Genomic DNA, 18,135 nt, shown 5'->3' on the forward strand with positions numbered 1-18,135 from the left:
CGATGAAGCGGTGGTTGGGCAAGGCAGAAACAACGCTAGGGAACCACAGCGACCGCCTGAACGCCATCAACATCTTCCCCGTCGCCGACGGCGACACCGGAACCAACCTCTACCTGACGGTCCGTGCCGCGGCCCACGCGGCCGCCGGGACCGCCCCCTCCGGGACCGCGGCCTCCGCGGAACTCCAGAACGACGTCGGCGCCGTCCTCGCCCGGGCCGGACAGGCCGCGATGGAACAGGCCCGCGGCAACTCCGGGACGCTGTTCGCCGTGTTCCTGTGCGCCGCCGCCGAGCCGCTGGCCGGCCACCCCCGGCTGAGCGCCCCGCTGCTCGCCGCCGCGCTGAACCGCGCCCAGCTCCGGGCCTGGTCCGCGCTCAGCGACCCGGTCCCGGGCACGATGCTCTCGGTCATGGAAGCGGCCGCCCGCGCCGCCGCGGCCGTGGATTCGGGGCATGACGGCGACGACAGCAACCACACCCTCGGCCTGGCCCTGGACGCCGCCGTCGACGCCGCCGTCGCGGCCGTGGTCCGCACCGAAGACCAGCTCGCTGTCCTGCACACCGCGCACGTGGTGGACGCGGGCGGGGTCGGAATGCTGCTGATCCTGGACTGCCTGCGGTCCGCCGTGCTGGGCGAGGAACTCCAGGACGAACTCCTCGACGGACTGCACGGCTATGACGTCCAGGACCCGCATATCCACGCCGGCATGCCCCGGGACGAAGGCGTGGAAGTCATGTGCACCATCGAGCTCTCGCCGCTGGACGCCGCCACGATGCGCCAGCGGCTCGACGAAATGGGCGACTCCGTGATCATGAGCCAGGTGGGCGGCGCGGCCGACGCGTCCGGCCGTTACCGCTGGCGGGTCCACGTCCACGTCCTCGACGCGGCACCCGCCGTGGCCCTGATCCGCTCCCTGGGCGAGCCCTCCGACATGTCCGTCAGCGAACTCGCCGTACCGCGCGACTCCGACCTCCCGGACCCCGACGGACATGAACGCTGAACTGGAACTGGGCCTGGAACGCAGGATCGGGAAGCGCTCCGCGGCGGTCATTGAAAAGCATCTCGGCATCACCACCGTCGGCGGGCTGCTGGACTACTTCCCGCGCCGCTACCTCAGCCGCGGCGAGCTGACCCCCATCAGCGAGGTCCCGCTCGACGAGGAGGTGACCCTCATTGCCCGGGTGGTTTCCAGCAGCACCCGGCCCATGCGCGCCCGGCGGGGTTCCCTCACCGACGTCGTGATCTCCGACGACGCCGGGTCCCCGGGCACCGGGATTAACAGCGGCACGTCGGCCCGGCCGCCGGGGGCCAGGCTGCCGGGCACCCTGAAGGTGAGCTTCTTCAACGGGTTCCGGGCCAGGGCCGAACTCCAGCCCGGCAGGCGCGCCATGTTTTCGGGCAAGGTCACGCGCTACGGCGGTTCGCTGGGCCTGACCAACCCCGACTTCCTGCTGCTGGACGAGGACCCCGACGCCCCGGGAATGGACCCGGAAAAGCTCGCCGCCATGCCGATCCCCGTGTACCCGGCCACCGCGAAGCTCACCAGCTGGTCCATCCAGAAGGTGATCTCCACGCTCCTGGACACCATCGAGCTGGACGAACTGGGCGACCCGCTGCCGGCCGGGATCGTGGCCCGGGAGAAATTCCTGCCCGTCGCGCAGGCCTACCGGCTGATCCACGCCCCGCAGACCCCGGCCGACTGGCAGCGCGCCCGGGACCGCTTCCGGTACCAGGAGGCCCTCGTGCTCCAGTCCGCCCTGGCCCGGCGCCGCGCCCAGCTCGCCGCGGAGGAGGCCACGGCCCGCCGGCCGCTCACCGGGGGACTGCTCGCGTCCTTTGACCGCCAGCTGCCGTTCACCCTGACCGCCGGCCAGTCCGCCGTCGGGAAGACGCTCGCCGGGGAACTGGCGCAGGACTCGCCGATGAACCGGCTGCTGCAGGGCGAGGTCGGCTCCGGCAAGACGATCGTGGCCCTGCGCGCCATGCTCCAGGTGGTCGACGCCGGGGGACAGGCGGCCCTGCTCGCGCCCACCGAGGTCCTGGCCGCCCAGCACTTCGAATCGATCCGCCGGACGCTCGGTCCGCTGTCCCGGGACGGGATGCTCGGCGGCTTCGGCCCGGACGCCGTCCAGGTCACGCTGCTCACCGGCTCCCTGCCCGCCGCGGCGCGGAAGCAGGCCATGCTCGACGCCGCCTCCGGAACGGCCGGGATCGTGATCGGCACCCACGCCCTGCTCAGCGAGAACGTCTCCTTCTACGACCTCGGGCTGATCGTGGTGGATGAACAGCACCGCTTCGGCGTGGAACAGCGCGACGTCCTGCGCTCCAAGGCCAACAAGCCGCCGCACCTGCTGGTCATGACCGCCACCCCGATCCCCAGGACCGTGGCGATGACGGTGTTCGGGGACCTGGAAACGTCCGTGCTCGACGAGCTGCCCGCCGGCCGCGCCCCCATCTCCACCCACGTGGTGGGCCTCGCCGAGCACCCCGCGTGGGCCACCCGGATCTGGACCCGCTCCCGGGAAGAGATCGACGCCGGCCACCAGGTGTACGTCGTCTGCCCGAAGATCGGCACGGACGACGACGGCGACTTCAGTCCCGGTGAGGCCGAACCGTCCGCCGCGGACCTGGAAGGGGAGAACGGCTCCCGGGAACTGGCCTCCGTGACCGGCGTCGTGGACTATCTCCGGGACGAACCGGCCCTCGCCGGGGTGCCGGTGGCGCCGCTGCACGGCCGGCAGGACCCGGCCCTGAAGTCGGGGACCATGGCCTCGTTCACCGCCAACGAGACCAAACTGCTGGTCTCCACCACCGTGATCGAGGTGGGCGTGGATGTCCACAACGCCACCCTCATGGTGATCCTCGACGCCGACAGGTTCGGCATCTCGCAGCTCCACCAGCTGCGCGGCCGGGTGGGCCGCGGCGGCCTTCCCGGGACCTGCCTGCTCGTCACGACCCTGGAACCGGGCCACCCCAGCCGCCGCCGCCTCGACGCGGTGGCGGCCACGACTGACGGTTTCGAGCTGTCGCAGGAGGACCTCAAGCTGCGCCGGGAAGGCGACATTCTGGGCGCCTCGCAGTCGGGGGGCCGTTCCACGCTGAAGCTGCTGCGGGTGCTCGAACACGAGGACCTGATTGCCCGGGCCCGGCAGGATGCCCAGCAGATCGTGGCCGCAGACCCGTCCCTGGCCGGCCACCCCGGACTTGCCACAGCGATCGACGACTACCTGAACCCGGAGAAGGAGGCGTTCCTTGAACGCGGCTAGCACCATGGAGGCGGGTTCACCGCGGGCAGCCCGGCGGGCCGGCGATGCAGGGCTCCGCGCATGAGCCGGATCATTTCCGGTGCCGCCGGCGGGACCCCGCTGGTCAGCGTGCCCGGCTCGCTCACCCGCCCCACCACTGACCGGGTCAAGGAGGCGCTGTTCTCCCGCCTGGAGGCCTTCGATGTCATTGCCGGCGCCCGGGTGCTGGACCTCTACGCCGGCTCGGGATCCCTCGGCGTGGAGAGTGCCAGCCGCGGCGCGTCAGCGGTGGATCTGGTGGAATTTGATGCCAAGGCCAGCGAGGTCTGCCAGCGGAACGCGGACCTGGTCAACACCCCCGCGCGCCGCAAGGTGGTCGCCGTGCACCGCTCCAAGGTCGAATCGTTCCTGGACCGGACGGCGGACGGGGTGCTGTGGGACCTCGTCTTCCTCGACCCGCCCTACCCGCTGGACGAGCCGGCGCTGGGCGCGGTTTTGGCGAAGCTCACGCCCCATCTCGCCGCGGGCGCCGTCGTCGTGGTGGAACGCTCCTCCCGGACCCCCGAGCCGGCCTGGCCCGAGGGAATGGAACGGTTCGCGGAGAAGAAGTACGGCGAGACCAGGCTGTGGTTCGCCGAGCCGGCCCCGGACGAAGCCCCGGAAGCAGGGCTGGAAGACGGGGAGTAGGCCGATTCACCAGCGGAGCCACCGCCCGTGCCCCCGGATCCGGACCTGCCCCGCGCCCCGGACATGCCCCACGCAGGGGCCGGCGCGTGGACATATTCCGGTTATGTCCGGTCGCGGGCGCGAAGACTGGGCATGTCCTCCCGGCGCGAAATGCCGGGGCGGCTACTCCGACATCACGTCCAGTTCGACGCCGGAGAGCACCCTGGCCGGGTGCGGGCCGCGGGCGGTGAGCGCCGCGGTCCACATCCCGGGCCACGGACCCTGCGTCCCGGTCAGGATGATGTTCCCGGGATACCGGCCGGTGAACATGCCGGCTTCGGCGAAGGCCGAGACGTCGGCCATGGCCCGGCGCAGGGCGGCCACCTGGCTCCGGACCAGGGTCAGCCCGGGTTCATCGCCGACGTTGACGATCAGCACCCCGCGGGCGGTCAGCCTGGCCGCGGCCTCCTGGTAGAACCCGGTGCAGGCAATGTGTTCGGGCGCCTCGGGACCGGAAAAGATGTCCAGGATCACGACGTCGAAGCGGAGTTCCGCGGGCAGCTCGGCGAGTGCGGCGCGGGCGTCGCCGATCAGGGTGTGCAGCTGGGTGCCCGCGGGCAGCGGCATCTGCGCCAGCACGAAGTCCAGCAGCTCCCGCTCCAGCTCCACGGCGTACTGCACCGACCCGGGCCGGGTGGCCTGGATGTAGCGGGCCAGGGTCAGTGCGCCCGCCCCGAGGTGGAGCGCGCTGATCGGCTCGCCCCACGGCGCCGCGAGATCCACCACGTGGCCGATCCGGCGCAGGTATTCATAGAAGATGTCACCGGGATCCGCCAGGTTGACGTGGGACTGCTCCGCGCCGCCGATGCTGAGCACATAGCCGCCGTCGGTGAAGGGATCGGGTTCGATCGTGGCGTGCTGGCCGGTGGTCCGGAGGAAGCGTGAGGCGGCCGCGGGGGAGTCCGCCACCGTCAGAGCCTGTCACGGAGGGTCGCGAGCCGCTCGGCGGCTTCCTCCAGGACGTGCGTCTGCTTGCAGAACGCGAAGCGCAGCAGGCTGCGGGTGCGCTCGGCGCCTTCCGGATGGCAGAAGACCGGCACCGGGATCGCCGCGACGCCCACGAGCTCCGGGAGCCGGCGGGCCAGGTCCACCGAATCCGTGATCCCGAGCGGGGAGGTGTCGACGTTGACGAAGTACGTCCCCTGCGGGGTGAAGACATCGAACCCGGCCGCCCGCAGACCCTCGCTGAGGATGTCGCGCTTATACCGGAGCGTGTCGGCGATCCCGGCGTAGAACTCGTCCGGCAGGCCAAGGCCCACGGCGATGGCGCTCTGGAACGGGGTGCCGGAGCTGTAGCTCAGGAACTGCTTGACCGTCCGGGCGGCAGCCACGAGGTGTTCCGGGCCGCTGAGCCAGCCGATCTTCCACCCGGTGAAGGAGAAGGTCTTGCCGGCGGAGGAGATGGTGAGGGTGCGTTCGGCCGCGCCGGGCAGCGTGGCCACCGGGATGTGCCGGGCACCGAAGGTGAGGTGTTCGTAGACCTCGTCGGTGACGATGACGGCGTCGTACCTGGCGGCAAGGTCGACGACGCGCTGGAGGACTTCGGCGGGGAACACCGCGCCGGTGGGGTTGTGCGGATTGTTGACCAGCACCACCTTGGTGCGGGCACTGAAGGCCGCCTCGAGGGCGTCCAGATCCGGCAGGAAGTCCGGGGCAAGGAGCGGCGCCGTGACATGGCGGGCGCCGGAGAGCCCGATGATGGCGCCGTAGGAGTCATAGAACGGCTCGAAGGTGAGCACCTCGTCGCCGGGGCCCACCAGTGCCAGCAGCGAGGCCGCGATCGCCTCGGTGGCGCCCGTCGTGACGATGATCTGGGTCTCCGGGTCCGGGTCCAGCCCGTAGAACCGCTGCTGGTGGACGGAGATCGCCTCCCGCAGCATCAGGATTCCCTTGCCGGGGGCGTACTGGTTGGCGCCCGCCGCGATGGCCGCCTCGGCGGCCTCCTTGATCTCCACCGGGCCGTCCTCGTCCGGGAAACCCTGGCCGAGGTTGATGGCGCCGGTCTTGAGCGCGAGGGTGGTCATCTCCTCGAAGATGGTCACGCCCAGGGTCCCGTCGGCGGACAGCAGGTTGGCGCCGGTCGCGGCCCGCTGCCACGGGAAACGGTCCGGGCCGCTCATCGGGTCCCCTCTTTCCGGTTGTTGGCTCCCAGGGTGAAGGGAATGCTGGATGCTGGCATCCAGCCATGTTATCCCGGTCCGCGGCGCCGGATACGGTAGGTTCGGAGCATGAGACGCGCCGTATGCCCAGGCTCCTTCGATCCCATCCACCATGGACACCTGGAAGTCATTGCCCGGGCCGCGGGCCTCTTTGACGAGGTCATCGTGGGGGTCTCGACCAACTATGCCAAGAAGTACCGCTTCAGCCTCGAGGAGCGGATCGACATGGCCACGGAAACGCTGGCCTCGCTGCGCGGGATCGTGGTGGAGCCGGTAGGTGAGGGGCTGCTGGCCGAGTATTGCCGCCGGCGCGGCGTGTCCGCGATCGTCAAGGGCCTGCGCTCGTCCTCGGACTTCGACTACGAGCTGCCCATGGCCACCATGAACCGCCAGCTCACCGGCGTCGAGACCGTCTTCCTGCCCGCGGAAAGCCACTACCTGCACCTGTCCTCCACCCTGATCAAGGAAGTGTTCACCCTCGGCGGGGATGTCTCGGACTTTGTTCCCAAATCCGTGCTGAAACGCCTCCGCTCCGGCGAGCCGGACCAGGATGAGCCGCGCAGAGGGTAGGCTTGATCGGTACTCGGCGGCCTGCTGCCGGTTGCGCGGCCCGGATGGAGAGCTGCTCACGGTGCGAACCGCGGGCCTGCCGCCCGGTTTGAGTCGGCCCGGAAGTTCAGGCTAAGATAGTACGTCGGTCATATGTTCAACAGGAGTTCTCATTAAACGAGATGCTAGTTCGCCCCTTGCGTTCGACGTCAAGGACCTCGGACGCAGTCCGGGAAGCATGCGGACGCTGAAGGAACATGTACCCGCGCCAGGTGAACTTGGTGTGGCGCTCATCGGCGTGCAGGAAGGCTCGGATGTCGGGCTGGACCTGCGGCTGGAGGCCGTACACGAAGGAATTCTGGTATCAGGAACCGTAGCCGTCCATGTGACGGGCGAATGCGGACGATGCCTGGATCCCCTTGCGTACGACCAAGAGGTCGATGTGCAAGAACTTTTCTTCTACGAGGACGCTGTGTTCTCCGACGAGGAAGAAGAAGAAGAGCAATATCGAATCGAGCACGATCTAATCGATCTTGAGCCGGTGTTGCGGGACGCAGTTGTAACCATGCTGCCGTTCCAGCCGGTGTGCCGGGAAGACTGCCAGGGCCTTTGCTCCGAATGTGGAGTTCGCCTGGAAGACGAGCCGGGGCATCACCACGAGGTCGTAGATCCTCGCTGGGCTGCCCTAGCCGACTTGGCTAAGCCTGACCGGCAAAACTGATTTGTAAGTGTTGGACTAGAGAGAAATGAGTTAGCCGTGGCTGTCCCGAAGCGGAAAATGTCTCGCTCGAATACCCGCGCCCGCCGCTCCCAGTGGAAGGCAACCGCCCCCCACCTGGTGAAGACTGTCGAGAACGGCCAGGTTACGTACAGCCTGCCGCACCAGGCAAAGGTCGTTACCGACTCGGCTGGCACTGCGCTGTTCCTTGAGTACAAGGGCCGCAAGGTCGCAGACGTCTAATCCGCCACCAGGCTGAATAAGATGTCTTCAACTGAAGAGCTTTTGAAGCGTCTCGGTGTCAATATTGACGCCGGGACGCTTCGTCTTGCGCTCACCCACCGTTCCTACGCCTACGAAAACGGCGGCATCCCCACCAACGAACGGCTCGAGTTCCTGGGCGACTCCATCCTGGGGTTCTCCGTAACTGACGCGCTGTACCGTGACAACCCCACCCTGCCCGAAGGGGACCTGGCCAAGCGGCGCTCCGCCGTCGTCAGCACCCGGGCGCTGGCGGGCATCGGCCGCAGCATCGGCCTGGGCGAGTACATCTACCTCGGACAGGGCGAGAAGCTCACCGAAGGCAGGAACAAGGCGTCCATCCTGGCGGACACCATGGAGGCGCTGATCGGCGCCACCTACATCTCCAACGACATCGAGACGGCCCGCCAGCTGGTCATGCGGCTGATCGGGCCGCTGCTGGCGGACGCCGCCGCGCTCGGCGCCGGAACCGACTGGAAGACCAGCATCCAGGAGCTTGCCGCCAGCCGCCAGCTGGGCACCATCAACTACGCGGTGGATGGCTCCGGTCCGGACCACGCCCGGACCTTCGAAGCCATCCTGCGCATCGGCGGCACGGACTACGGGGCCGGCTCGGGCAACTCGAAGAAGGAAGCCGAGCAGGAAGCCGCAGCGGACGCGTGGCGCCGGCTCACCGGCACGGGCGCGGCGCAGCCTGCCTCGGCGCCCGCCGGGAATCCGGCTGCCGGATCGGCGGCTGCCCCGGCGCCGCTGGACCCGCAGTCCGGCAGCTAGGGACTCCCGTTGCCTGAACTGCCCGAGGTCGAGGTCGTCCGGCGCGGCCTCGTGAGCTGGGTGCGCGGCCGGACCATCACCTCCGTCGAGGTGGTGGACCCGCGCTCCATCCGACGTCACGCCCTCGGCCCGGAGGACTTCGCCGGCAGTCTTGAGGGTGCCCGTGTCCTGGATGTGGTCCGCCGCGGCAAGTTCCTGTGGCTGCCGCTGGCGGACACCACCGAAAGTTCCGGCTCGGCTACCACTGACGCCGCGCCCGACGCCGTACCCGCGGTTGCGCTCATGGCGCACCTGGGCATGTCCGGCCAGCTCCTGATGCAGGAGGCCGGCGTCCCGGACGAGAAGCACCTGAAGGTGCGGCTGCGCCTGAGCCCGGCCGCCGGCATGCCGGAACAGCTCAGGTTCGTCGACCAGCGCATTTTCGGCGGGCTGTTCCTCACCGCGCTGGTTCCCACGTCCGACGGCGGACCCGGCGGACTCGCCGAAACGCCGCTGCCGCTGATCGCCGAAGAAGCCTCGCACATCGCCCGCGACCCGCTGGACCCGCACTTCTCCTTCGAGGACTTCTACCGGCGGCTGCGGGCACGGAAAACGGGCCTCAAGCGCGCCCTGCTGGACCAGGGCCTGGTCTCGGGGATCGGCAACATCTACGCGGACGAGGCCCTCTGGAAGGCGCGGCTGCACTACGCCCGGCCCACGGACACCCTGCGCCGCGGTGAGGCGATCCGGGTGCTGGACGCCGCCCGCGAGGTCATGACCGATGCGCTGGCCGCCGGCGGCACGAGCTTCGATGCGCTCTATGTCAACGTCAACGGTGCCTCCGGCTACTTCGACCGCTCCCTCAACGCCTACGGCCGGGAAGGCCAGGAGTGCAAGCGGTGCGCCGCCGTCGGCCTCGTGAGCAGGATGAGGCGCGAGCAGTTCATGAACCGCTCCTCCTATACCTGCCCCGTGTGCCAGCCCCGGCCGCGGAACGGCCGCTGGTAGCGCAACGGCCGCTGGTAGGCCGCTGGTAGCGGCGAAAAACAGGTAGCGCGCTACGCTACCGGACCGTCTTCCCGGATGGCAGACTGTCGCCATGCGAGCCTGGGGAATGGAAATCACGGTCAATTCGGACACGGTCAATTCGGACACCGTCAATTTGGATACGGTCAATTCGGATGCCGTCACACGGGGCGGGAACCACCGGTGAAAGCCAAGCGGCTCGTCCTTGCGGGAGTTGGCCTCGCGGTGATCCTTGGCGGCACCGCCGTGGTGCTGGACCAGATGGCGGCAGGACCGCCCGGACCGTCCGCCGGTTCCACCGTCCCGGGACCGGACGCCACCCCGGGCGGCCCGGCGAGCGCGAAGGCAGGCGAATCTGCCCCGGGCACAACGGGAACGGGACCAGGAACGGGAACGGCGACGGGTGGTGGCGCGGGCACGGCGACCGGAGGTTCCGCCGACGGCTCATCTCCCGCACCCGTGGGCCGCGAGGTCCTGCCACCGGTCAGCGCGACCCCCACCGGGCTGCCGGCGCCGTCGCCTCCGCCCGCACTCATTCACGGGCCGCTGCCGGCGACGGCATCAGCGCAAGGCAAAATCGTGGCCGGTTTCCCAGCGGACGTTCTCCCGTTTCCGGATGGAACGGTGGTTGTCTCGACAGGCGTCGCCTCGGCTGACGGAGCCCTGCAGGTGGCCGCCGACGCCATTGTCGCATCCGGCCAGGACTCGGTCGTGGGACACTTCCAGCAGATCCTGGGACCCCTGAAGTTCTGGTCTGAACCCACGCCGGCGTCGGAAGGACAACGGGCACTGCGGTTCAGCCGGGGCAATGATTCAGTGACTCTCACCACCGTGACCACGGGCACGGGAAGCACGCGGTTCATGCTGTTGGGAAATCTGCACGCGGCCGCAGGGGAGTAGCGGCATGTATATTTCCGTTTCAGACCGGAATGGCGGCAAAAAGGACCTGCAGACCACGGCCACGCCCGCCGACGTACCCGGCAAGGGACTTTTCCGCATGTCCCCGGTGATACTGTCGCTCGGCGTCGTCAGCATGCTCACGGACATTTCGTCCGAATCCGTGTCGGCAATCCTGCCCCTGTACATCACCGGGTTCCTCGGGCTGTCCACCATTGCATTTGGAATCCTCGACGGCATCAACCAGGGGGCCAGCGCCGTGGTCCGGATCGCTGCAGGGTGGGCGTCCGACCGGGGCGGGCGCCCCAAACGGGTGGCCCTTGCCGGATACGGCCTGTCCATGCTCGCGCGGATCGGCCTCCTGTTCGCCGGCGGATTCTGGGCGCTGACGGCCGTCGTGACGGCAGACCGGATGGGCAAAGGCATCCGGACCGCCCCCCGCGACGCGTTGATCACACTCTCAGCCCAGCCAGAATTCCTGGCGCGGCATTTTGGCGTGCACCGGATGCTGGACACCATCGGCGCCGCGGGCGGCCCGCTGCTGGCCTTCTTCATCCTCATGCTGATCCCGGACGGTTACGGCACCGTCTTTGTGGTCTCGCTGGCCTTCGCCGCCATAGGTGTCGCGGCACTGGCTCTTTTGGTGCCCAATCTGAAGACCGGACGGCCGGGCGGGACCGGCTTGAAGAGCAGCCGCAGGCCGGCATCCGGCTTTCGCTGGAGCCTCCTCCGGGAGCCGGGCATCGGCCGGCTCCTGGTCGCCGCCGGGCTGCTGGGCCTGCTGACCGTCGGGGACGGCTTCATCTACCTCGTCCTGCAGGACCGGGACTCCTTTGCCGTGCAGTGGTTCCCACTGCTCTACGTCGGCACCAATGCCGTCTTCCTGGTCCTCGCGGTTCCGCTGGGCCGTATCGCGGACCGGTGGGGCAAGGCGAAGGTTTTTGTAGCAGGGCACCTCGCCCTCCTGGCTTGTTACGTGCTTGCCGCGGCGCCCGTCGGGGGACTTGGGCCCACCGTAGCCTGCCTGGTTCTGCTGGGGGGCTTCTATGCCGCAACGGACGGCGTGCTTGCGGCCCTGGCGGGCCAGCTCACTCCGCCGGACAAGCTGGCCACCGGGCTCGGCGCCGCCCAGACTGTTGTGGCGCTCAGCAGGATGGCCGCCTCCGCGGGTTTTGGTGTCCTGTGGTTCGCGCTGGGTCCGTCTGCCGCGATGGCGGTGGTGGGCGGCTGCCTGGCAGCGGCCATCGCGGCATCATGGTTCATCCTGCGCGGCGGCATGCGGCCGGGACCGGCAGCTTGATCGGCGTCGGGAGTAAGCCGCGGTGGGGGATCCTGCTGGCGGTCACGGTGCTGATCGTCGCGGCCGCCGGGGCCTATGCGGCGGTTGCGTTCCAGCGCTTTGAGGACAGCAGGACGGCGGCATCGTCAGCACGGGTCGCGTCCGGCGTCGCGGTTCTGGAAAGGGCCTCCGTTCTTTTCCGCAACACGGCACCGGGCCAGGGCTACGGCATGATCGGCACCGTTCCGTTGTCCCGGCCCGGGGGAGAACGGGCGCTGACTGAAGTAGCCTGCGACAGGGTGTACGGCACCATGGAAGACATCGTGTGCCTGAGGACCAGCCGGGGGCTCGTGACCAACTTTGAAGCGGTCCTCCTGGACCCGGGCTGGCGGCAGACCGGGAGCTGGGCCGTTCCCGGGATTCCCAGCCGCACCCGGATGAGCGCGGATGGCGCCTTGGTGGCCACGACGGTGTTCGTGTCCGGACACTCGTACGGTGCGGCGGGTTTCTCGACGGAGACGTCTGTCACGTCTGTGCAGGGCGGCGGCGGAACCGGGAACCTCGAGGACTTCGCGCTCCTGGTGAACGGTACCCGCCTCGCCGCGGCGGACCGGAACATTTGGGGAGTGACGTTCGTTCCGGGCCAAAGCGATGCGTTTTACGCGACGGCGGCGTCGTCAGGGCGCATCTGGCTCGTGAAGGGCAGCATTTCGGCCCGCACCCTCACCGCAGTCCACGACGGCGTGGAGTGCCCGTCGCTCTCTCCCGACGGCACCCGTATCGCGTACAAGAAGAACATTGGCAGCCCGCTGGCCGCGCACTGGAATGTCGCGGTCCTGGACCTGGCCGGCGGGAAGGAAACCGTGCTGTCAGAGCAGCGCAGCGTCGATGACCAGATCGAATGGCTGGACGACCAGACATTGCTCTACGGACTTCCCCGCGATGCCGCTGCCGGCGACAGTGATATCTGGCAGATCAAGGCGGATCCGGCATCCCGCTCCTCCATCTACATCGAGCATGCCTGGTCACCGTCGGTGGTGCGCTGACGGTAACTTCCACGGCGTCCTGGCGGCGTGGCGTTCAATGGAAGACCCGAGGCTGCAAGGACAGCTAAACATTCGAGGAACGACTCCTGTCGGCGCCCCCACACGCCCGACAGGTCCGCCCTGCGGGATCAGCACGGCCCCGTCGATCCGCACAATCTCGTATGCCCCGCTCTCGCGCACGTCCACGAGCTGGAAGTCCTTGAGCCCTGCCTTGCGGGAGGCCAGCATGGTGGCCAGCTGCGTCGCCGTGACGGTGTGTCCGGTCCCGGCCTCCGCCGAGGGTGCGATCCCGCGGGCGGCCTCGTAGCCGGTCAGTGCCGTGGCCCGTTCCGCGGCCCATCCGACGGGTTCTGCCGCGGGTGCAGATCAGGGCGGATGAACCCGACCCATCCGCCCTGATCTGCCCGGTGGCGTCCGTCTGTCCGCAGGCCGGCCTTGTAATGGAAGACGATGTCCATGTCCTGCGGCAGTTCGTGCCACGCTTCCCGGGTCCGACGTTGCGGCGGGTCCCATGTTGCAGCAGGTACTACGGTGAAGCAGGGCTGAAGACGACATCGACGAAGTAATTGGTCGAGTTCCAGGAGTTCGTTGGCATTGGGCCACCTGCCCCGTACCGGTACAGGCCATTGTTCGGCCCCGGCGCCGTCAGGGCGCCGTTGATCCAGGGTTCCGCGAAGAACGCTCCGGTGTACGCATAGTTGCCGTTGGGGGCAAGGTAGGACACTACGTAAGTATTGCCGGGCGCGAGGGCGACGGGTGCAGAAAGCGTGGCTGTTTGCCAGCCGGTGGCTGTCTCGCCAGTGAATGTCACCTGGGCAAGTTTCTCCCCGGCGGCATTCCACAGCGAGCCCACATGCGTTCCGTTGTTACCTGCGCCCTTGTAGAACCTGATGCCCGTGGCGCTGCCCGCCGCCGACACTGAGAAGGCTGTTCCTAGCTCTATGGATGACGTGTCGCCGGTCGCGGCCGGCACAGCGGGGAGCGTGGATCCAAACATTGACTGTTGAGGGCCGGACGGATTGGAAGTTGTGAACTGCCAGCTGAGCGGCGCCAGCGCTGCTCCTTGAACCGAGACCACGTTGCTCACGCTGGCGGTCATCACGGTGGCCGCCGGCAGCGGCTGCGACGGCGACAACGTAATGGTGAGTCCGTCCGCAGACAGGGCCGAGGTGCCGGCGACGCCGGCGCCATTGGCTGACAGTCCAAACGCGAAGCCTGCCTGGATGGGCGCCGAGAACGTAACCGACGGTTTCGACGTCAGGGGGAAGTCCGCGGAATCCGCCGCTGGCACCTGGGATGTCACGGTCAGCGGCGGCACCGACTTGACGAAGTCCACGTCCACGAGATAACTCGCGCCCGAAGAGGATGAGGGAAAGTCGCCGTTGTAGGTGTATGCCCCTGAGCCCGATGCCGTCCGAAGCGGTCCGCTGGTGAATCCGGAACTAAAGCCGCCCGGTGTTGCCGAATAGACGCCTGTGGGGGAGCGGTAGGCGGCCACATATTCGGTGTTGGCTGCGATGTCCACGGGCTGGCTGAAGGTGGCGGTCTGCCACCCGGCGGACGATTCCCCTGTGAACGTGGCCGCCGCCAGCTGCTGGCCGCCGGCCGTGTAGAGGGCCCCGCCGTGGGTACCCGAATTGCCTGCGGCCTTGTAGAAGCGGATGCCGGTGATCTGACCTGGTGAGTCGCTGGCGAAGCGAACGCCCAGCGTGAGGGGCACTGCGTCGTTGAATTCCATGACGGCAGGCGTCACCGTGTCCTGGTAGAGGCTGCAAGGGCAGGCGCCTGGCGTCCGCTGCGGGGGAACGGTGGTGAAGGTCCAGGTACCGCCCGCGCTGAGCGCCTGCCCCGTCGTCGAGGTGGCGGTCAAGGTTGCCGTGTAGCTGGCGGCCGCTGTCAGGGGCGCCGACGGCGTGAAGGTCACCCTGCCCGTTGTGGGGTCATAGCCGGCCGTACCGGGGACATCGACAGGGCCTGGACCCGTCAAGGTCAGCGCCACGCTTGACGCCGTCGCGGGCTTGGACAACGTCGCGGAGACCGTGGCGTCCGGAGCGACGCTGGACGAGCCGGGCAGCGGCGTCTGCGCGCCGGCCACGAACGCTGGCTCCGGATACTGGACAACCACGTCGACAAGATAACTGGCGCCGGAGCGGGCACCGGGGAAATCATTCGTGTAGGAGTACGCCCCGGCGTCCGACGCCGTTCTCAGGTTGCCGACCCTCAGTCCGGGCCCGAAGCCGTTCACCGTCGCCGAGTACGCTCCCGTGGTGCTCTTGTACGCCATGATGTACTCAGTGTTCGCGGTCATGGCCACGGGCTGATTGAAGTACGCCGTCTGCCATCCGGACGTACTTTCGTTGGCGAAGGTGACGGTGGCGAGCTGCTGGCCGGACGCCGTGAACAGAGTGCCGGTGTGCGTGCCGGTGTTGCCGGCGGACTTGTAGAAGCGGACCCCTGTGACCGTGCCGTCAGTAGTGCTGGAGAAGCGGACTCCAAGCGTCAGGGGAACGCCGTCACGGACCTCCTGGATGCCCGGGAGCACGGAGTCATCGTAGAGGCTGCAGGGGCAGGTTCCCGGTGTCGGCGGCGAGAGGACTGTGGTGAAGGACCATGTGCCGCCGGCGGTCAAAGAACCGCCGCTTGCGGCTGTGCCGCTAAGCGTAGCGGTGTAGGTGGTGCCAAGCTGCAGGCCAGCGGCGGGCGTGAAGGTGACCTTCCGCGTTGTGGAGTCGTAGCCGGTGGTTCCTGCAACTGCCGTCCCGTTGGCTGTGAGCGTGAGCTGCACACTGGAAGCCGTGACGGCCTTGGAGAATACCGCCCCGACGGTGGTGGCCTGCGGGACGCTGGACGAGCCGTCCAGCGGCCACTGCCCGGAGGCTGTCAGGGGGGTGTTGTCCACAGTGTCGAATATGGCATCCACGAAGTAGTTCCCGTCACTGAAACTGCTCTCGGGGAACGCGCCAGGGCCGGCGTAGACGCCGGCCGGCGGGCTGCCGAATCCGCCTGCCACGGTCAAGGGCGGGTCGGTCAGGCCGAAACTGGCCCACTGGTAGTTCTTGCTGGCATAGTGGCCGTTCGGAGCGGTGTACGAGACTACGTACTTCTGCCCGGCGGTGACCGCAACCGGCTGGCTGAACAGTACTTTCTGCCAGCCGGATGCTGTTTCCGATGTGAACGTGGCTGTCGCCAGCCGTTGGCCGGCAGAAGTCCACAGCGAACCGCTGTGGGTTCCGGTATTGGCGGTGCTCTTGTAGAAGCGCGCTCCGGTGATGAAGCCGTCCACGCTGGGCGTGACGGTCATGCCGAGTTCGTAGCCGCCGCCATCAAGGGAATCCGGTACATCGGGAACCTGCTGGCCGAAGACCGTGTACGGGGCGGTGAGCTGGAGGTTGCTCGTGAAGGGCGCGCCGATGTTGGCACTGTCGTCCACGGCGCGCACCTTGATGCTGGCCGTGGCGAGGCCCTTTTGGATATAGGTGTAGGACCAATTTTGTTTGCCCTGGGCTGGATGCCAGCTGCTGCCGCCGTCGGTGGACACTTCGACGCCGGCCACGATGCCGCCGGTGTCGCTGGCCGTTCCAGACAACGTGACGCTGGTGCCGTGGGGAATCGTGGCTCCTTCCGCCGGGGAGGATACCGCCACGGTCGGGGCCGTCTTATCGCTGCTGGCCGTCGCCGCTGCCAGCGCGGTGTCGCGGGTGGCGGGCTGGGCACCCATGTCTGCGAGCAGGTTGATCTGCGCCTGCTGCATCCGCGGGTCCGCTGGCGCGCCGGCGCCGTCATGCACCTGATCAAGGCCCCACGTCCACTGGACCGTGCCGGCGGAGAAAACCAGAGCCCCGCTGGCAGCACGATAGAGCGTGGTGTTGTGGGTGGTGGTGCCGGGCTTCACTGTGTTGCCAAAATCCTGGAGATACTGGGGCGTTGCCCCGGTGGTGGTGGACAGGCGGATCAGCCCGGCGGGCCTGAAGCCGTTGTCCAGGTCTTCATCGGATTCGTAGCCCACCGTGTGTGGTGCCAGCTGCGCCGAGCTTCCTGTGGCGAGTGTCGCCAGGGACGTGTTGCGCCAGAGACGCGATTTTCCCTCGGCGGCGCTGACTGTGATGGGCAGGTCCGTGAAATTGGACATGTACATAGTTCCGGTCAGCCCGTTTTCGGGCAGGCCACCGCCATTGGCCTGCGCCGCGTACCTCGGATCGCGCCACGTGCCGCTCCATTGCGTGCTGGGATCGATCTTGCCGTTTGCCCAGGTCTCTTTGTACGTCGTGATGGTGCGTCCGGCGCCGCCGTCCACCGGCGAAGGCTCCACCCGGGTCCGCCAGTACATTTCGTTGCCGGAGAGGAACTGCAGATTCACGCCGGCATCGCGCGCGGCCTCCACGTTGGCCCGCTGCGCTCCGGACCAGTACTCGTCGTGGCCCACGGAGAGGAAAACCTTGTGGTTAAGAAGCTGGGCCCCGTTCCGGTCGGTGTCCACACCGCTGATGTAGCTGACGTCGTACCCGTTCTTCTCCAGGAACCGCACGAGGGGGTATTCGTTGCTGAAGTAAAAGTCCCGGCCGTCGACTCCACCCCGGGTGGCAACAGGCCGGTTGTAGCTGACCTTGTAGGCTCGGCCGTTCGCTCCGCCTTCGTAAAAGTCGGAGCCGCCGTATGTGTTGTAGGCCTGCCACGACGTATCGGAAGTCTGGAACACGACGTCGGAATGGCTGCCGTCAGAGCGGACAATAAAGGTGATATGGCTTTGGTCACCATTGTCCGGCCGCGTCAGCAGCGCAACGTAGACGCCGGAAACCGCTGTCGAGGGAACCTGCCACGTTGCCGACACGGCCCACGTTCCGCAGTCGTAGAGTTCCGTGGTGACGTCGGTGAGGCACTGGGGCTGCGATTGCCGGAAGGCGGACGGTGTGACGTCGGCAATCTTGCGGGCTCCCAGACCCTGGTACCAGCCCGTCCGGTAGATGGCGATTGTATAGTTGGCCGCGTTCGTGTCCACCTTGAAGTCGATGGGCTGGCCGGGATTGACGCTGATTTCCGTCGAGAAGCCCTGGATGTCAGGATCCCCGGCGCCTGATATGTCCCATTCCGACGGCGCGGTTCCGGGTTTGGAATTTTCACACGCCACCGCGTTCAGCAACGGGGAGCAAGGGTCCGCCGCGTAGGCCTTGGGCAGGAGAGCCGCGGGCACGGCAACAGGCAGCAGCGCTGCCACCAGAGCGCACACAAGTGGAACGATGACTCGTCTGAGGGCTTTCAGCGTGCGATCGGCTGAGGCTGCGGACATATGAGCTCCTGAGTGAGTGCGCTGTTGCGGTATCGGGTCGGCGCATGAGCACACCGCCCTCAGGGCTGCCCCCGGGGGGGGCAGCTACGAGATATTCAGTTGTCCTGAAGACGGAGTTGCGAGCCAGACGTCCCCTACTGCACCAGTGCCAAAACCCAGCCTCAACCGGATTCTGCTGCCCGGCCCGGCAC

The 18,135-nt window shown here is 68.0% G+C and carries 14 protein-coding genes; 11 read left to right on the forward strand and 3 right to left on the reverse strand.

The genetic code is table 11. The annotated features are described in order from the left end of the window. Nucleotides 1-2: 2 nt before the first annotated feature. From ACQCSZ_RS05780 to rsmD, 3 genes are read left to right on the forward strand one after another with little or no spacing between them, the layout of a single operon-like run. Complete coding sequence (locus tag ACQCSZ_RS05780) at nucleotides 3-1,001, forward strand: DAK2 domain-containing protein (protein ID WP_427007110.1); 999 nt, start codon at nucleotides 3-5, stop codon at nucleotides 999-1,001. Then, the gene (locus ACQCSZ_RS05785) at nucleotides 991-3,267 is read left to right on the forward strand and encodes an ATP-dependent DNA helicase RecG (RefSeq protein WP_427007111.1); all 2,277 of its coding nucleotides are present in this window, start codon (nucleotides 991-993) and stop codon (nucleotides 3,265-3,267) included. Before ACQCSZ_RS05780 ends, ACQCSZ_RS05785 begins: the two co-directional genes overlap by 11 nt. Before the next feature lie 60 nt (nucleotides 3,268-3,327). Then, a complete protein-coding gene (gene rsmD / locus ACQCSZ_RS05790) occupies nucleotides 3,328-3,933 on the forward strand; it encodes a 16S rRNA (guanine(966)-N(2))-methyltransferase RsmD (protein ID WP_427007112.1) in 606 nt (201 codons plus the stop codon). Between the two features lie 162 nt (nucleotides 3,934-4,095). On the opposite strand, the gene ACQCSZ_RS05795 is transcribed toward rsmD, so the two are convergent. After that, complete coding sequence (locus ACQCSZ_RS05795) at nucleotides 4,096-4,881, reverse strand: spermidine synthase (RefSeq protein ID WP_427007113.1); 786 nt, start codon at nucleotides 4,879-4,881, stop codon at nucleotides 4,096-4,098. 2 nt (nucleotides 4,882-4,883) lie between these two features. Then, the gene (locus ACQCSZ_RS05800) at nucleotides 4,884-6,092 is read right to left on the reverse strand and encodes an aminotransferase class I/II-fold pyridoxal phosphate-dependent enzyme (protein ID WP_427007114.1); all 1,209 of its coding nucleotides are present in this window, start codon (nucleotides 6,090-6,092) and stop codon (nucleotides 4,884-4,886) included. Nucleotides 6,093-6,200: 108 nt separating this feature from the next. Here ACQCSZ_RS05800 and coaD point away from each other — a divergent pair, with 108 nt between their 5' ends. From coaD to ACQCSZ_RS05840, 8 genes are all read left to right on the forward strand, one after another. After that, entirely contained in the window at nucleotides 6,201-6,701 is a 501-nt protein-coding gene (gene coaD / locus ACQCSZ_RS05805) for a pantetheine-phosphate adenylyltransferase (protein ID WP_427007115.1), read from the forward strand. Between the two features lie 217 nt (nucleotides 6,702-6,918). Continuing rightward, the gene (locus ACQCSZ_RS05810) at nucleotides 6,919-7,401 is read left to right on the forward strand and encodes a YceD family protein (protein WP_427007116.1); all 483 of its coding nucleotides are present in this window, start codon (nucleotides 6,919-6,921) and stop codon (nucleotides 7,399-7,401) included. 36 nt (nucleotides 7,402-7,437) lie between these two features. After that, nucleotides 7,438-7,641 (forward strand): 50S ribosomal protein L32, encoded by a 204-nt coding sequence (rpmF, locus tag ACQCSZ_RS05815; protein ID WP_009356569.1) that lies wholly within the window; start codon nucleotides 7,438-7,440, stop codon nucleotides 7,639-7,641. A 21-nt stretch (nucleotides 7,642-7,662) separates the two neighbouring features. Beyond that, nucleotides 7,663-8,433 (forward strand): ribonuclease III, encoded by a 771-nt coding sequence (gene rnc, locus ACQCSZ_RS05820; RefSeq protein WP_427007117.1) that lies wholly within the window; start codon nucleotides 7,663-7,665, stop codon nucleotides 8,431-8,433. Nucleotides 8,434-8,442: 9 nt separating this feature from the next. Then, a complete protein-coding gene (mutM, locus tag ACQCSZ_RS05825; RefSeq protein ID WP_427007118.1) occupies nucleotides 8,443-9,420 on the forward strand; it encodes a bifunctional DNA-formamidopyrimidine glycosylase/DNA-(apurinic or apyrimidinic site) lyase in 978 nt (325 codons plus the stop codon). A 201-nt stretch (nucleotides 9,421-9,621) separates the two neighbouring features. Further along, nucleotides 9,622-10,338: a hypothetical protein gene (locus ACQCSZ_RS05830; protein ID WP_427007119.1), complete on the forward strand. Its 717-nt coding sequence runs from the start codon at nucleotides 9,622-9,624 to the stop codon at nucleotides 10,336-10,338. A 4-nt stretch (nucleotides 10,339-10,342) separates the two neighbouring features. Continuing rightward, entirely contained in the window at nucleotides 10,343-11,635 is a 1,293-nt protein-coding gene (locus ACQCSZ_RS05835) for an MFS transporter (protein ID WP_427007120.1), read from the forward strand. Continuing rightward, nucleotides 11,590-12,660, forward strand: a complete 1,071-nt coding sequence (locus ACQCSZ_RS05840) for a TolB family protein (RefSeq protein WP_427007121.1) — start codon at nucleotides 11,590-11,592, stop codon at nucleotides 12,658-12,660. Before ACQCSZ_RS05835 ends, ACQCSZ_RS05840 begins: the two co-directional genes overlap by 46 nt. 526 nt (nucleotides 12,661-13,186) lie before the next feature. Here ACQCSZ_RS05840 and ACQCSZ_RS05845 read toward each other — a convergent pair. Beyond that, nucleotides 13,187-17,944: a DUF4082 domain-containing protein gene (locus ACQCSZ_RS05845; protein WP_427007122.1), complete on the reverse strand. Its 4,758-nt coding sequence runs from the start codon at nucleotides 17,942-17,944 to the stop codon at nucleotides 13,187-13,189. Nucleotides 17,945-18,135 lie beyond the last annotated feature (191 nt).

The organism is Pseudarthrobacter sp. H2, from assembly GCF_050157045.1.
Lineage (GTDB): Bacteria > Actinomycetota > Actinomycetes > Actinomycetales > Micrococcaceae > Arthrobacter.

What these genes read in the sequence shown, in the direction of transcription:
- ACQCSZ_RS05845 (WP_427007122.1), bottom strand. Translation starts at nt 17,944, where the DNA reads ATGTCCGCAGCCTCAGCCGATCGCACGCTGAAAGCCCTCAGACGAGTC.
- rsmD (WP_427007112.1), top strand. Translation starts at nt 3,328, where the DNA reads ATGAGCCGGATCATTTCCGGTGCCGCCGGCGGGACCCCGCTGGTCAGC.
- ACQCSZ_RS05800 (WP_427007114.1), bottom strand. Translation starts at nt 6,092, where the DNA reads ATGAGCGGCCCGGACCGTTTCCCGTGGCAGCGGGCCGCGACCGGCGCC.
- ACQCSZ_RS05780 (WP_427007110.1), top strand. Translation starts at nt 3, where the DNA reads ATGAAGCGGTGGTTGGGCAAGGCAGAAACAACGCTAGGGAACCACAGC.
- rnc (WP_427007117.1), top strand. Translation starts at nt 7,663, where the DNA reads ATGTCTTCAACTGAAGAGCTTTTGAAGCGTCTCGGTGTCAATATTGAC.
- ACQCSZ_RS05785 (WP_427007111.1), top strand. Translation starts at nt 991, where the DNA reads ATGAACGCTGAACTGGAACTGGGCCTGGAACGCAGGATCGGGAAGCGC.
- ACQCSZ_RS05840 (WP_427007121.1), top strand. Translation starts at nt 11,590, where the DNA reads ATGGTTCATCCTGCGCGGCGGCATGCGGCCGGGACCGGCAGCTTGATC.
- ACQCSZ_RS05835 (WP_427007120.1), top strand. Translation starts at nt 10,343, where the DNA reads ATGTATATTTCCGTTTCAGACCGGAATGGCGGCAAAAAGGACCTGCAG.
- ACQCSZ_RS05810 (WP_427007116.1), top strand. Translation starts at nt 6,919, where the DNA reads ATGCGGACGCTGAAGGAACATGTACCCGCGCCAGGTGAACTTGGTGTG.
- coaD (WP_427007115.1), top strand. Translation starts at nt 6,201, where the DNA reads ATGAGACGCGCCGTATGCCCAGGCTCCTTCGATCCCATCCACCATGGA.